The organism is Labrenzia sp. THAF187b, assembly GCF_009363375.1.
Classification (GTDB): Bacteria; Pseudomonadota; Alphaproteobacteria; order Rhizobiales; family Stappiaceae; genus Roseibium; species Roseibium algicola.
The window spans coordinates 1,953,305-1,968,611 of sequence record NZ_CP045344.1 but is presented as its reverse complement, the minus strand read 5'-3'; the positions used below and the strand labels follow the sequence as shown (position 1 = coordinate 1,968,611).

12 protein-coding genes are annotated in these 15,307 nt (G+C 60.4%); 6 read left to right on the top strand and 6 right to left on the bottom strand.

What is annotated here, in order from left to right:
- Positions 1-248 precede the first annotated feature (248 nt).
- Positions 249-2,366, bottom strand: a complete 2,118-nt coding sequence (locus FIV03_RS09175; RefSeq protein ID WP_152509349.1) for an ATP-binding protein — start codon at positions 2,364-2,366, stop codon at positions 249-251.
- Positions 2,367-3,110, bottom strand: coding sequence for a response regulator transcription factor (locus FIV03_RS09170; RefSeq protein ID WP_023002928.1), 744 nt, complete (start codon positions 3,108-3,110; stop codon positions 2,367-2,369).
- A 211-nt stretch (positions 3,111-3,321) separates the two neighbouring features.
- Here FIV03_RS09170 and FIV03_RS09165 point away from each other — a divergent pair, with 211 nt between their 5' ends.
- The 5 genes from FIV03_RS09165 (at position 3,322) to FIV03_RS09145 (ending at position 9,957) form a co-directional block, all read left to right on the top strand.
- Positions 3,322-4,362: an ABC transporter substrate-binding protein gene (locus FIV03_RS09165; RefSeq protein WP_152509348.1), complete on the top strand. Its 1,041-nt coding sequence runs from the start codon at positions 3,322-3,324 to the stop codon at positions 4,360-4,362.
- Between the two features lie 198 nt (positions 4,363-4,560).
- Positions 4,561-5,589, top strand: a complete 1,029-nt coding sequence (locus FIV03_RS09160; protein ID WP_152509347.1) for an ABC transporter substrate-binding protein — start codon at positions 4,561-4,563, stop codon at positions 5,587-5,589.
- Between the two features lie 237 nt (positions 5,590-5,826).
- Positions 5,827-8,058 carry an iron ABC transporter permease gene (locus FIV03_RS09155; RefSeq protein ID WP_023002925.1) on the top strand — a complete coding sequence of 744 codons (2,232 nt, stop codon included), beginning with the start codon at positions 5,827-5,829 and terminating at the stop codon, positions 8,056-8,058.
- The gene (locus FIV03_RS09150; protein ID WP_152509346.1) at positions 8,055-9,116 is read left to right on the top strand and encodes an ABC transporter ATP-binding protein; all 1,062 of its coding nucleotides are present in this window, start codon (positions 8,055-8,057) and stop codon (positions 9,114-9,116) included. Before FIV03_RS09155 ends, FIV03_RS09150 begins: the two co-directional genes overlap by 4 nt.
- 1 nt (position 9,117) lies before the next feature.
- A complete protein-coding gene (locus FIV03_RS09145; RefSeq protein ID WP_152509345.1) occupies positions 9,118-9,957 on the top strand; it encodes an inositol monophosphatase family protein in 840 nt (279 codons plus the stop codon).
- A gap of 86 nt (positions 9,958-10,043) precedes the next feature.
- On the opposite strand, the gene FIV03_RS09140 is transcribed toward FIV03_RS09145, so the two are convergent.
- Positions 10,044-10,925: a hypothetical protein gene (locus FIV03_RS09140; protein ID WP_152509344.1), complete on the bottom strand. Its 882-nt coding sequence runs from the start codon at positions 10,923-10,925 to the stop codon at positions 10,044-10,046.
- Between the two features lie 61 nt (positions 10,926-10,986).
- A complete protein-coding gene (locus FIV03_RS09135; RefSeq protein WP_152509343.1) occupies positions 10,987-11,907 on the bottom strand; it encodes a helix-turn-helix domain-containing protein in 921 nt (306 codons plus the stop codon).
- A 96-nt stretch (positions 11,908-12,003) separates the two neighbouring features.
- Here FIV03_RS09135 and FIV03_RS09130 point away from each other — a divergent pair, with 96 nt between their 5' ends.
- A complete protein-coding gene (locus FIV03_RS09130) occupies positions 12,004-12,843 on the top strand; it encodes an MBL fold metallo-hydrolase (RefSeq protein ID WP_209009915.1) in 840 nt (279 codons plus the stop codon).
- 134 nt (positions 12,844-12,977) lie between these two features.
- Here FIV03_RS09130 and FIV03_RS09125 read toward each other — a convergent pair whose 3' ends face one another.
- Both FIV03_RS09125 and ppk2 read right to left on the bottom strand, forming a co-directional pair.
- Positions 12,978-13,985: a Gfo/Idh/MocA family oxidoreductase gene (locus FIV03_RS09125; protein ID WP_152509341.1), complete on the bottom strand. Its 1,008-nt coding sequence runs from the start codon at positions 13,983-13,985 to the stop codon at positions 12,978-12,980.
- A gap of 268 nt (positions 13,986-14,253) precedes the next feature.
- On the bottom strand, positions 14,254-15,162 hold the full coding sequence (gene ppk2, locus FIV03_RS09120) for a polyphosphate kinase 2 (RefSeq protein ID WP_152509340.1): 909 nt from the start codon (positions 15,160-15,162) through the stop codon (positions 14,254-14,256).
- Positions 15,163-15,307 lie beyond the last annotated feature (145 nt).

The window sequence follows — 15,307 nt, the reverse complement described above, 5'->3', positions numbered from 1 at the left end:
CATCAGAAATTGCCCCCCACTTCACCCCCCCTGCGTCACCCCGGGCGAGCATCGCGAGACCCGGAGCCCACTCATTTCCAGAGCGTTCGCAAGGTGCAGCAACCATCAAGACGATGACATCGACTTCAGCAAGCGGCTTCGCGAGTAGGCCCCGGATCTGCGCTTCGCTTGTCCGGGGTGACTCAGGTGGTGAGGTGGTTCCGAATACGATGAACTTGGAAACGTTCCGCAGGTGGATAGTCAGCGCCTCAGGAAACCGCCTGGATGCGCGGGGTAGCTTCCCCGGCATTTTCCACGTCCTGTGGAAACCGAAGCTCGACGGTCGTGCCCTTGCCCGGCTCGGAGAAGATATTTGCCGTGCCGCCGCTTTGGCGAACGAAGCCATAGACGACAGCGAGGCCCAGCCCCGCGCCGCCCTCGCTGGTCTTGGTGGTGAAATAGGGCTCGAACGCCTTGTCGACCTCTTCCCGGCTCATGCCGATGCCCGTGTCCCGGACGGCAACCACGACCGCGTCCCCGTTTGAAAATGTGGCAACCTGCACTTCGCCGCCGTCGGGCATCGCCGCTGCCGAATTCAGGCAGAGATTGAGTACCGATTGCTCGAAGAGTTCCGGATCCAGCACCAGCGGTGGCAAGCTGTCGTCCAGATCCAGTTTCAGACTGCATTTCTCGCCAATGGCAATTTCCAGAATGTCCGCCATGCCGCGCAGCAACGAGGACATACCGATGCGGCTGAGGTTGGCAGGCTGCTGACGGCCGATGGTCAACATGCTGCTGGCAAGCGACCGACCCCGATCCGCCGCCTTGCGAATACGGGCAATGTTGCGGGCCTGGCGATCGCTGAAGCCGCCGTCCCGCTCCAGCAGTCCGAGGCTTCCGGTAATGATACCGATGGTGTTGCCCACCTCATGGCTGAGCTGATGCGTCAGGCGCATGATGCCATCAAGCCTTTGAGCCTTGGCTGCCTCCGCCTCCTGCCGGTCCAGCAAGGTCACATCCCGGGCAAGCAACACGACACCATCATCGCTTTGCCGCGACAGCGAGATTTCCGTCACCGACCCGTTCTCGGAACGATGACGCACGGAAAAGGGTGCGCTCAGGGGCCTGCCGTCGGGCGCACCCGGAAGCAGTTCGGTCCGGATTTCCGGGACCGGCTCCAGAAACTGGACAAGAGGCAGCTTGCGGGCAGCCCCCTTGTGACCCAGCAATTCGATGACCCGCCGGTTCATGGTGACCGGTTTGCCGGCAGCATCGAAGATGGCAATGCCCTCATTCATGCTGCGGAAGGTGGAACGGATCGTCCTGGCAGCGGCCTCCGCCGTGCGCCGCAGACGTGTGACCCGGTCAACGCTTTCCTTGAAGGCGAGAAAGGCCTGCTGCAGGTTCAGAAGCTCGGTTTCATCCCCCTGATAGACGGGCGGGCCGACATCCTTCTGCCCCTTGGCAAGGGCGTTCATGCCGCTGGACAGCGAAACGATGCCTTTCGATACCCGAATGACCGAACGGATCGACATCACTGCCATGGTCAACACCAGCAGTGAAGCCACGGCAACGATCACCAGAAGCTGCTGCAGGGTGGCCGAGGTCGACTGGAAATCCCGGTTGAGGGTTTCCGTCACGATGCCCGACTGGGTTTCCGTGGCAAGGGACAGCTCCCGCGCCACCGTGTGCAGTCTGGCAATTGCGCTGCGCACGGCGAACATTTCCAACAGATAGCTGGTCTGCGCCTCGAAAACCCGCTCATAGGGCCTGAGGTCCGACGGCGGCAATGAGGCCGCGGCAGGCTCCGCCACGTAGCGCCGCTTCAACTCGCCCAGCTGAAACAGGCTGCCCGCACTCGACACGGAATGCACGATGGCATTGAGACGCTGGCGAGGTTCCTTCTGGCTGGCCGTGTCGGCAACGGCGATCATGCCGAGCGCGGAGGAGACCTCTTCCTTGTAGTGCTGGGCGGTTTCGGCCTTTGCAGACAGCGCGAGCGTCTGCGCACGGATCTGCCCGAGCAGTTCGAAGATGCGCGTGTTGGCGGCCCGGTAGGTCTCCTTGCCCGGCGGATAGTCAGGAAGCGAACTCAACAACTGGTCGACCTGCTCCACCAGCAGCCGGCTCTTGCCAGAGACGGTGTAGGGCGAGGTCGCATTCATCAGGAAAGGCGCACTGGAGACGAGGTCAGACACCTGCCTGGAGACCAGCGCGGCATCAGCCAGGCTGGTGAAGGCCTGCAGCCCGTAAGCGGCGGTTTCCTCGCGCGCTTTCAAAAGCCCGTAGATCGCGATGGCCGACAGCGTGAAGGCGACGGCACAGATCAGCGCGATGGCGGCAGGCAGCCTGAAGGCAATGGATGAAAGAACCGGCCGGCTGATCATTTAAGGTGCATGGGCGGGATCCTGATGCAGGATGTAGCCCTTCCCCCGGCGGGTCTTGATATGTTGCGGCAGGTCCGGGTTCCGTTCGATCTTCCGGCGCAGCCGCAGGACCAGTACATCGACGTTGCGATCGATCAGCCTGTCCGTTTCCGCGCCCAGCTGTTCCAGGATCTTGGTCCGGCTCACCGGTTCGTTCGGCGTCGATGCCAGGATCTCCAGCAAGGAAAATTCCGACGATGTCAGCGTCCGGGTCGGGTGAGACGTGCAGACGGCCTTGCGATTGACGAGATCGATCACCCAGTCGCCCAGAAGCAGCGCGGTTGGTTCGTGCTGAACGCTGATGGTGTCCTTGTCGCTGCCGCGCAGGGACGGATGCATCCGCCGGAGCACCGCCTTGATCCGCGCAGTGAGTTCAATCGGCTCGAACGGCTTGACCACATAATCGTCGGCGGCGGTTTCAAGGCCAAGCACCCGCTCTGCGGCGCTACCGGCGGCCGTCACCATGACAATGCCGATATCGGTCTGCGACCGCAGCTTCTGCGCAAACACCCTGCCGGACATGCCCGGCAGGTTATGATCGACCAGAACCAGATGAAAGGCATGCTCCGGCAGGATCCGCGCAGCCTCTTCCGCCGAGCGCGCGGCAACCGGCGACCAGCCTTCGGCTTCCAGAAGATCCGATATCAGTTCCGCCATATCCTGATCGTCCTCCACGATCAGGATCTTGATGCCTTCGTTCAGCAAACCTATGTCCTCCCGAGTGACATCATATGCATAGAGCCGTATTATGCAAAGCCTTGGTTTTTCAATTGCTTGTCACATTTGTAAGGCTTGTAATATTTGTAACTCTTTTCTTTTGCCAGCGAAACAACAGTAACCAATCTCCTGTTGCGAACACTGCCTCTTCTGCCATGGTAATAGCTGTCCGGGGCCTGGTTCCGGACTGGGAGGAAACATGAAATTCATCGCGTCACTCGGAGCGGGTGCGGCCGTATGGCTGTCGCTGTCGCTCAACGCTGCTTCGGCTCAGGACCTGAATGTCCTGTGTGCCGTGCAGGTCGAGTGGTGCCAGATGATGAAGGCTGTCTTCGAGGAAAAGACCGGCCTTGATGTTTCCATGGAACGCAGAAGCACCGGCGAGATCCTCGACAGGGTCCGGGCCGAGCGCGACGCACCAAAGATCGACGTTTGGTGGGGCGGCACCGGTGACACCCACCTGCAGGCTGCAGGCGAAGACCTGCTTGAACCCTACCAGCCGAAAAACTTCGAGGACACGCTGCCCTGGGCGCAGAATTTCTTTCTGATGTCAGGCGGCAAGGCGGCAGGCATTTATGCGGGCGCACTCGGGTTTGGCTACAATTCCGAATTTCTGGCTGAGCATGGCGTTGCCGCTCCGTCCTGCTGGAAAGACCTGACCGCTCCGCGGTACAAGGGCCTTGTTCAGATGCCCAATCCGAATTCCTCGGGAACCGCCTATACGATGCTGGCAACCCTCGTCCAGCTGCTGGGGGAAGACGAGGCTTTCGAATATCTGGCGGCGCTTGCGAAAAACATCGACCGGTTCACCACTTCGGGCGCAGCACCGGTTCAGGCAGCCGCCCGTGGTGAGACAGGCATCGGCATCTCCTTCATCCACGACGCGGTGACGCAGAAACTCGCCGGTGCGCCCATGGTCATCGTCGCTCCTTGCGAAGGCACCGGCTACGAGATCGGCGCCGTCAGCATCGTCAAGGGCGCCAGGAACCCCGAGGCTGCCCGCCTGTTCGTCGATTTTGCGCTGAGCCCGGAAGGACAGGAAACCTGCGCGGCCTCAGGACAGAACCAGATACCCGCAAACGCGAAAGCGTCGCTGCCACCGGCAGCCCCCGATATTTCACTCATTCGCATGGTCGACTACGACTTCGCCACCTTCGGTTCACCTGACCAGAGGCGAAGACTGCTCGACCGTTTCGACAAGGAGGTGCTGCAGACGGCAACCCCTGTAGCCACCCAGTAAAGGACGAGATTGACCCTTCGCCAGCGAAGGAAAAATCCGGAGTTCGTCATTTGAAATTCGACCGGCAACGGACCCGTGGAGGCGGATCCGAACGGGCAAGCTTTGCCTCATGCCGGTCAACACATCAGCCCCCGGGCTGAAACAAACGCCTGCCCGTCCGGGCAGGTAACAGGCTGAAAGCCAAAAGTGGAGGAAACCATGTCTTTGAAATCACTTTCCGTCGCACTGCTTGCAACGGCAGCAACCTTCTCGGTTGCACCGGCCATGGCAGCAGGCGACCTCAATGTCATCTGTTCGGCGGATGTCGTGATCTGCGAACAGCTGCAGGGCGACTTCGAGGCCAAGCATGACATCAAGGTCAACATGGTGCGCCTGTCGTCAGGCGAAAGCTACGCAAAGATCCGCGCCGAATCCCGCAATCCGAAGACCGATATCTGGTGGGGCGGCACCGGCGACCCGCATCTTCAGGCAGCTTCTGAAAACCTGACCCAGGAATACAAGTCGGAAAAGCTCGCAGACCTTCATGAATGGGCTCAGAAGCAGGCGGAAAGCTCCGGCTTCAAGACCGTTGGCGTTTATGCCGGCGCCCTCGGCTGGGGTTACAACACCGAAATCTTCAAGGACAAGGGTCTTGCCGAACCCGCCTGCTGGGCAGACCTCCTGAAACCTGAGCTGAAAGCTGAAATCCAGGTCGCCAACCCGAATTCTTCCGGCACCGCCTATACAGCGCTTGCTTCCCTGGTTCAGATCATGGGCGAAGACGAGGCCTTCGACTATCTGAAGGAACTCAACAACAACGTGTCCCAGTACACCAAGTCGGGTTCTGCACCGGTGAAGGCCGCTGCACGCGGTGAAACCGGCCTCGGCATCGTCTTCATGCATGACGCCATTGCACAGGCTGCTTCCGGCTTCCCGGTCAAGGCAATCGCACCGTGCGAAGGTACCGGTTATGAAATCGGCTCCATGTCCATCGTCAAGGGTGCCCGCAACCTCGACAATGCGAAGGTCTGGTACGACTGGGCCCTGTCCCCGGAAGTTCAGTCCCGCATGAAAGAGGCAAAGTCCTTCCAGCTGCCGTCCAACAAGGCTGCCGAAGTTCCGCCGGAAGCACCGAAGTTCGAAGATATCAAGCTGATCGACTACGACTTCACCACCTACGGCAACCCGGATACCCGCAAGAGCCTCCTGGAGCGTTGGGACCGTGAGATTGGCGCTATCGCCAACTGACCCCAACACCCGAAGAAGTCCGCACACGGCTGCCTAATAGCCGGGTGCGGGCTTCGCCCGGACAGACTGCGCAGCAACGCGGACGTACGTTCGCTGAAAGCTGCCGCCACAAGCATCTGACACGTCGATGGCAGTGCCGCGGCACGTCCGCACTTCCGGCCGGCTTCGCCAGCGCATCGCAACAGGCATGCGGCGGGGCACGACCGTTATTGAAAAACTATAAATACAGGGGTGGCCATGCTGAGTGGCAACAAACGGCTGAACGCTCTACTCGGGCTGGGGATCGGCGCCTTTCTGATCGTACCCTGGTACAGGGTCGAACGCGGCTTCTTTTCCTTTGAGTGGCCATCGGACTTTCCGTTCTCATCCGATCTCGCGCCCGGTCTTCTGCAGATCTTCGCGGAAGGTCGCGTGTGGCTTGTGCTGGCACTGGCCCTCTTCCTGATCGGCGGCAGCGCGCGCTTCATGGCGGACGCCAACAAGCGCGGCCGATTGCTCGTCGTCACCGGCACAATCGGCATTCTGTACATGGCGCTTCAGGGGCTTGCGATCAGCTTCACCGGCTGGGCCTGGACCTTTCCCGAAACCACCTTCGGAGCCCTGCCGCTTGGCCAGCCCGCCATGGGGGCAGGTGCCATCCTCACCTCGCTGATCTTCGTTCTCTTCATAGCCTTCGGCCTTGCAGAGCGGGGATTCATGAAGGGCGATGCCTTTGTCGTCGGATCGATCTCCATCCTGATCTTCCTGGTGACGGTGTTCATCTTCTATCCCATTGGCTCGATGTTCGCCGGCTCGGTGCAGGATTTCGACGGTTCCTTCAAGCCGGACGGCTTCATCCGCAACATGCAGGATCCCGCGATCTGGAGCCTTGATTGTGTCATCGGCGGCAATCGCTGCGGCGTCGCATGGCGCACACTATTCCTTGCGGTGATGACCGGCCTCGGCTCGACCATTCTCGGCCTCGCCTTCGCACTGGTCGCCACACGCACGCGCTTTCCCTTCAAGAAAGGCCTGCGGCTTCTGACCGTCCTGCCGATCATCACCCCGCCCTTCGTGATCGGCCTGGCACTCACCTTGTTGTTCGGCCGCTCCGGCGTCGTGACCGAAGCGCTCGACACGCTGTTCGGCATCGAACCAAGCCGTTGGCTCTACGGGCTGACAGGCATCTGGATTGCGCAGGTCCTGTCCTTCACGCCAATCTCCTTCCTCGTCCTGATCGGTGTTGTCGAAGGTGTCAGCCCATCGATGGAAGAAGCCTCGCAAACGCTGCGGGCCGACCGCTGGCGCACGTTCTGGCGCGTCTCTCTGCCGTTGATGAAACCCGGCCTTGCCAACGCTTTCCTGATCGGCTTCATCGAAAGCATGGCAGATTTCGGCAATCCGCTGGTGCTTGGCGGCAGCCATGGCGTGCTCTCGACCGAAATCTTCTTTGCCGTCGTCGGCTCGCAGGTCGACCCGTCCCGTGCCGCCGTTCTCGCGATCATCCTGCTCAGCTTCACACTGACCGCCTTCCTTGCGCAGCGTCTGTGGCTTTCGGGCAAGAACTTCGCAACCGTCACCGGCAAGGGCGACAGCGGTGCCCACGCGGGCCTGCCGAAGAGCCTCTCCGTCACCGTCTATGGCATCGTTCTTCCCTGGATGGGCTTCACCATCGTCGTCTACGGCATGATCCTGTTCGGCGGCTTCGTGAAGACCTGGGGTCTCGACAATTCCCTTACGCTGGAACACTACGCCAGGGCGTTCTCGGTCACCTTCCAGGATGGTGCTCTCGTGTGGACCGGCGTTGCCTGGAACTCCTTCTGGACGACCATGGAAATCGCCCTGATCTCCGCCCCCCTGACGGCGGCAGTCGGCCTGCTGACGGCCTATATCATCGTGCGGCAGAAATTCGCCGGCAAGAACGCCTTCGAATTTGCCCTCATGATGAGCTTCGCCATTCCCGGCACCGTCATCGGCATCAGCTACATCATGGCCTTCAACCTGCCGCCCATCGAGATGACCGGTTCGGCCCTGATCCTGGTTGCCTGCTTTGTCTTCCGGAACATGCCCGTTGGCGTGCGCGGCGGCATTGCCGCCATGAGCCAGCTCGACAAGAGCCTGGACGAAGCTTCGCTGACGCTTCGGGCCAACAGCGCCCGGACCCTGCGCAAGGTGATCCTGCCGCTGTTGCGGCCGGCCATCACCGCCGCGCTGGTCTATTCCTTCGTTCGGGCAATCACGTCCATCAGTGCGGTCATCTTCCTGGTCAGCGCGGAATACAACATGGCGACCTCCTACATCGTCGGCCTCGTCGAAAACGGCGAATACGGCATCGCCATCGCCTATTCCTCCATGCTGATCTTCGTGATGATCACGGTCATTGCGGGCTTCCAGCTGCTGGTCGGCGAACGCCGCCTGCGCCGGGAAAACCGCGTCTCCGGCATGGCCAAATCCAATAAAATCCGTATCGCGCAGGAGAAAACTGCATGACTGACCTCAAACCCGGCTCCGTCGTTTTTGAAAACGTCCGCAAGGACTTCGGCACCTTCACCGCCATTCCAGACCTGTCGATCACCATCGAACCCGGCACTCTGGTGACCCTGCTCGGCCCTTCCGGCTGCGGCAAGACGACCACCTTGCGCATGCTGGCAGGTCTCGAACACCCGAGCGCGGGCAGGATCCTGATCGGCGGACGGGACGTCACCATGGTTCCGGCGCATGAGCGCGACGTCTCCATGGTGTTCCAGTCCTATGCACTCTTCCCGCACATGAACGCGCTCGACAATGTGGCCTACGGCCTGGAATCCTCCGGATACAACAAGCGCGAGGCACGGGAGCGGGCGGAAGAAGGCCTTGCCCAGGTCGGTCTTGCCGGCATGGGTCACCGCCTGCCGGCAGAGCTTTCCGGCGGTCAGCAGCAGCGCGTCGCGGTCGCTCGTGCTCTGGTGCTGAACCCACAGGTGCTTCTGCTGGACGAACCCCTGTCCAACCTTGATGCCCGGCTGCGCCGGCGCGTCAGGACGGAAATCCGCGAGCTGCAGCAGCGGCTCGGTTTCACCGCCGTCTACGTCACCCACGACCAGGACGAAGCACTTGCGGTGTCCGACCGGATCGTCGTCATGAAAGACGGCAAGATCGCCCAGGAGGGCGCTCCGCGCGAACTCTATGAAGAACCTGTTTCGGAGTTCATCGCAGACTTCATGGGCGAGGCGAATGTCGTCACCTGCGAAGTCGTCGGGCGTGAAGGCGACGAAGCCCTGATCGATGTCGGCGGCCTGCAGCACCGGCTGCGCGCCCGCCAGACCGCCAACGGCAAGGCCAAGCTGGCCGTGCGGCCCGGCTCGGTCGTGCTGAACCCGGAAGGTGCTTCCGGACTTGGCGGAGAGATCCTGACCGCGGCCTATCTCGGCGATCATGTCGAATACGAGATCGAGACCCAGGTCGGAAACTTCTTCGTCATCGATCATTCGGTCGAAAGGTCGTTTGCCCCCCACACAGCCGTTTCCCTCGGCTTCCGCAACCGCGGTCTCGCCCTGATCGAGGCATGAGATGACACTGGTTACTGAAGACATGTCCCCATCGACCGATGCATTGACAGCAAGGTTCGCCGCAGCTCGGGAAATCGCCGAAGAAGCCGGTTCCCTAGCACTGGACTATTTTCGGCGGCGCAAGGACCTCACCATAGAGATCAAGGGCGGCCTGCAGGATGTCGTTTCGATCGCCGACAAGAACGTTGAAACCCTCATCCGCGACAGGCTGCACACCTCCTTTCCCGAAGACGGCATCCTGGGTGAGGAACACGGCGTCGAACAGGGCAGCAGCGGGTTCACCTGGGTGGTTGATCCGATCGACGGTACATCCGCCTTCGTTCACGGTCTGCCGAGCTGGTGTGTTTCCATCGCCCTTCTCAACGGCACGGACCTGGTCATGGGTGTTATCCGCGTGCCTTGCGACGACGAGAGCTTCGCAGCCGTCAAGGGCGGCGGCGCAACGCTTAACGGCGAACCCCTCCGGCTTGATTCATCCAGGACCCTGCAAAACAGCCTGACCGGGATCGGCGCCAACCACGCCGTGCCATCGGAAATGATCGGCGCGCTTGTCGCCGGTCTGATGGCGCGTGGCGGCAACTACATCCGCACTGGTTCGGGCGCGCAGATGCTGGCCTCCGTGGCCGCAGGCAGGCTCGCCGGGTTCTACGAACCGTCCATGCATGCCTGGGATTGCCTTGCCGGCTATTGCCTGGTCGCCGAAGCCGGTGGCAGCTACCGCCCCTTCCCGGTGGCGGGGGATCCCATCCTGGACGGTGGTCCGGTTCTCGCGGCCGGTCCGGGAACGTTTGAGGATCTGTCGGATCTGGCAACGGAGTGCGAGCGTTTCCTGAAAAGCTGACGCTTCAGGGAAATCCTGCGAACGTCTCCAAAGGCGTGTCTCGGAAGAGGTACGCCTTCTTTTCATTCAGGACCTTTTGAACGACCTCAAAACATCACGCGCAGCAATTTTCCGGTCGATTTTTCAAACTCGAGCCATTCCGGGCGAACCTCTGTCAGAACATCGATTTCCGCCCAACCACAGCCAGAAAGCGGAACGCAGACGGCCCGGCGCCCGGGGCTGTCCGTTTGCTCGTCCGCATTCAGCAGCAAGAACTTCAGGCCGAGTACATCGGTTGCCGCAGCCGTCTTGTCCGCAGACAGGTAAAGCGGCGCAGCGGGGTTTGCCGCTATCATGTAATCAGGCTTCGCCTCTACGTCCGGCGGCCCGAAGCCGACAAGATAGCGAGTGGCGTTTTCGAAGATACGGACATCCTTGCGTTCCAGGTCCTCTGCAATGCGCTCGATGGCGTTGAGCGCGGACCAATCGCAATTGCCGCCACACTCTTCTCCGCTGGCGCGGGCAAACTCCGGCACATCCCGGTTTATTGCCGCCAGCAGCTCTGCAGACGTCCGAGGCAGACCAAAGGCAGCAAGATGCTGTGCCGCATCTTCGCGTGTCAGGTTTGCACCTATTGTGGAAAAGCTCTCCAGAACGGCCATCCGCTGCAGCAATTCAGAAGAAATCCGACCGTCATGAAGAAAACTCCCGGCGGTGTTTCCCTCTGCATCAAAGACCAGGACCCGATCGACAGCCACTACGATGTTGCCACCTTTCGGAAAAGACAAGGTCTCGCCGTTTGCCAAGATCAAACGTCTTTGACCGTCGCCCTCTGACAGCTTCATCTGGAGACCGCCGAACTCGACCGCACCCGTGATGGGGGAACCCAACGTGTCCGCATTGGCGCCTCCCGCGACAAGGCAAGAGCCCACAACGGCCAGAAGTCCCAAAGTTCTTGCGAAGATACCTATTGCGCGTCCCTCTCTCATATTCGTATGCATTCGCCGGCAGCGGGAAAGGTCGCACCAACAAGAAGGTCGATCAAGCCGGTTACCCTGCCATATCTGACTGCCGTCGATACTGCTCGCGGAACGCGCCCGGCGTCAGGCCGGATAGGCGTGAAAACAGGCGAACGAAGGATGGCGGGTCGTTGTAGCCGACGGCAAAGCAGATATCCGAGACGGCTCGATCCGTTTCGATCAGGAGATCCCTGGCACGTTCAATGCGAAGCTCCTGGAGATACTGTTTCGGGGCAAGTCCCGTTGCCAGCTTGAACCGCCTTTGAAAGGTCCGCGCCGGCAGCCCGCTGGTGCGCACCATATCGGCAACGCTCACGTCGTCACCCGACCGGGTTTCCAGGAAATGCTGCACTTTCAAGATGGAAGCATCGCCGTGCCGAAGTTCAGGCAGGAAGCGCCTGAACCGGCGCTGGTCGCGGCGGCGAAAGTCGACAATGAAATGCCGCGCCGTGGCAACGGCCACCGGGTACCCCAGAAACCGCTCGATGAGCGCCAGCGCAAGATCGACCCAGGCCATGAGGCCACCGGCCGTGATCAGGTCGGAATATTCGATCAGCAGCCTGTCCGTATCGAGCCTGAGGTCCGGATAGGCTGCTGACAAACGCTGTTCCAGTCCCCAATGGGTCGTAACCTTGCGCCCCTCCGCCAGACCGGCCGCCGCAACGAATGTCAGCCCGGTACAAGCCGAACAAACAACAGCACCGCGACCGTGCAAATGCTGGAGAAAAGCAGGGAGAGCCGGAACCTCTTCCAGACGGACCGTTCCTGCCGAGGGCGGCAGGACTACCGCGTCATATCGGTCCACTGCCGCAGAAAAATTCTCCAACAAATCCAGTTTCATCTCGGTATCGCTGATCCGCGCCGCATGGCCCAGAATATCCTGGAGCCCGTAGACAGCGGATTTCAAGGATCCCGGATAAGCGAGAATTGCGATCGACAGCGATTGGTCCATTTGGCTGATTTAGCACATTCTTTGTCATTTACGCCAATCGTTCCAGAACACACTCGAAGCTAGGTTTCCCTCCAGCACAAACACATGGAGACCCCTATGCTCGGCACTCTCGAAAAATCCGCTTCCCGTCTTGTACTCGGCGACCTGACCGTCACGGCCCTGTCGGACGGCTATCTCGATATTCCCGCAGCCTATTTTTCCAACGTGACACAGACCGAACAGGACGCCGTCAGCCCGAGCACACGCTTTGGCGCCAATACCTGGCTGATTGAAACGGGCACCCGCAAGATCCTGGTCGACGCCGGATCGGGCGAATATCTGAAGGAACGATTTCCGGCCAGCGGCACGCTGACCTGGCAGGCTCCGGAAAAGGCCGAAGAGCGCGCAGCGGTAACCGATATCGTCATTACCCACATGCATGCCGACCATATCGGCGGACTGTCACTGAACGGCAGCAGTCTCTTCCCGAATGCAGAGATCCACGTTCAGGCTGCCGAGTGGGACTTCTGGACCGACGAAGCCCTGCTGACCTCCGTACCGGAAGACAAACGGCCGCTGGTGGGTCTCATTCAGGCGCTTGCGAAACCGGTCGGCAATCAGCTGCGGCTTCATCGCGGCGATGCCGACCTCGGTGATGGCATCACCCTGCTTTCAGCACCCGGCCACACCCCTGGCCATCAGGCCTTGCACCTTTCTTCAGGCAACAAGGAAGCCATTCTGCTCGCGGATGTCGTGGTGTCCGATGTGCTGCAATTTGCCAATCCGGAAGTCCGTTATGCGCTCGACAGTGACCCGGATCTGGCTGTGAAAACAAGAAAGACTCTTTTCGACAGGCTGTCGGCAGACAGGATCCCCTTCGCCGCGACGCACCTGTCTACCTACAGGTTCGGTTGTCTGGAAACACGCGACAACGGGTTCGCTTTTGTGGAGATTTGAACACAAGGCGACTTTTCGACCACGCCAAGTCCTTTCGTGGCTGCGCAGGCCTTTGCCCCGCTGTCTCCTCAAAAAAACAGGTCCCGGCTCGAGGCCGGGACCTGGCTTTGCGGGAGGCAAGGTGTGCGAACGGCTTAGCCGATGCTGACCCAGCCATCCTTTTCGGCCGACGCGAAGATGGCGTCGAGGATCTTCATGTTCTGGACGGCGTCTTCCGCACCATAAGGCAGTGGCGCTTCACCGGTGATCGCCCGGCCAAACACATCCGCCAGTTCGGCATATTGATCGCAAGGCGCGATGATATCCGACTGCATCGCCGCATCGCCGAGCAGCGAGCCGTCGTCAAGCCGGATCTGAACAGCTTCACCCTGCGGCGCGTTGAACGGGATGACGATTTCCAGCCGCTTCTTCGTACCGACCAGATGAATGCGCTGATAAGGCGTCAGCTGGGTCGAGACGGTGAAGTTGAGATGCCGGTTATTGCCGAAGTCGAGCAGGGCACTGGTCATGCGGTCGGTGCCGAAGGCAGGATCCCGGTCGATCAGCGAAACGACCCGCTGCGGCTCGGCATCGAAGAAATACCGGCCGGCCAGCATCGTGTAGCAACCAATGTCGAGCAGGGCCCCCCCACCGATATCCGCCTTGTTGCGGATGTTGCCCGGGTCATCGTTGTAGTAGCTGAAGAAGGTCTGGATCGCTTTCAGCTCACCCAGATCGCCGGACCGCACGATGTCGCGCGCCTTGATCCACTGCGGGTGCGCCCGAACCATGAAGCCTTCGGCAACCAGCTTGTCCTTCGGCAGATCCAGAAGCTGCTTTGCTTCTTCGGCATCGAGAGCCACCGGCTTTTCGCAAAGCACGTGCTTGCCCGCGTTCACCGCCTGGATCGTCACGGGCACATGCATGTGGTTGGGCAGCGGATTGTAGATCGCATCGATCTCCGGATCTGCGAGCAGCTCCTCGTATGATCCGTAGGCTTTCTCGATACCGAGACCCCTCGCTGCTTCCTTTGCCCGGTCGAGATCTCGCGACGCAATCGCATAGGCGGTGCCTGTCTTCGACCGCTGGATGCCCGGAATGACCTTATCAAGACCGATTTTCGCGGTCGAAACGATCCCCCACCTGATAGTCTTTTCCGTCATGCCGGCATCCTTCCCATGATTTTGAGGTACGCACGCCAGATGACATAAAACGATTTAACTCCGCAAGGGCAGAAAGACCGGAGAAAGGCCTGCTCGCTGGTGAAATGCAGAATTGAAACCGGCCTCATCGGCTGGACGCGGGCAGCATTCACACCAACCGCGCCCCCCCCCCCGGACAAGCGTAGCGGTGATCCGGGGAGACATCGAAGGTCTTTCGCCGCGATTTCACATAGCAGCGCCGCGCCCGTGAAGGGAGCACTGTCGCGGCTCAGAATTTCTCCGGCACGTAGAGATGTTCCGGCAGGACCTTGCGCTCATAGTCGGAATTGTAGACCCGTTCCGGCAGCTTGATCGGGTCGTGCGGGATATCTTCGTAAGGGATCATCGACAGGAGGTGACTGATGCAGTTGAGGCGCGCCTGCTTCTTGTCGTTGCCTTCCACGATGAACCACGGTGCTTCGGGAATATTGGTCCGCTCGAAGGTTTCTTCCTTGGCCTTGGTGTAATCCTCCCAGCGCACGCGGGATTCCAGGTCCATCGGCGACAGTTTCCACTGCTTCAGCGGATCGTGAATGCGCATCAGGAAGCGGAGCTGCTGCTCTTCATCCGTGATGGAGAACCAGTATTTGATCAGCCGCACACCGGAGCGCACGATCATGCGTTCGAATTCCGGCACATCGTGGAAGAACTCCTCCACCTGGCTATCGCTGGCAAAGCCCATGACGCGCTCGACGCCGGAGCGGTTGTACCAGGAGCGGTCGAACAGCACCATTTCGCCGGCGGCCGGCAGATGCGGCACGTAGCGCTGGAAGTACCACTGGGTTTTTTCACGGTCGGTTGGCGCCGGCAGCGCCACGACACGGGCGACACGCGGATTGAGCCTTTGCGCGATGCGCTTGATGACCCCGCCCTTGCCGGCAGCGTCGCGCCCCTCGAAGATGATCACGATCTTCTCGCCGGTATGCTGCACCCAGTCCTGCAGCTTCACCAGCTCGGCCTGCAGACGCAGCAACTCATGGAAATAGGTGTTCCGGTCGATGGTCGACTTGTGCTTCTTCGCGGAGATGAAGGCGAGATCCTTGGCGACGAGAAAATCGTCGATCTCCATTTCCAGTTCTTCGTCCAGGCTGTCTGTCCATTCCGCTTCAACCCAGGTTTTTGCACTTTCTTCGGTCATCAATCGGTTCCTTTGAAATACATCCCGGAGGTACGCCCAGGTTCGTCAGCGCATTCAACCGGACGCAGAATGCCCAAGGACTGTGAACAGGTTATCCATGAAGGTTTTTTGACAGTCGCGCCTGTTCCCCTGTCATTCTTTCTAG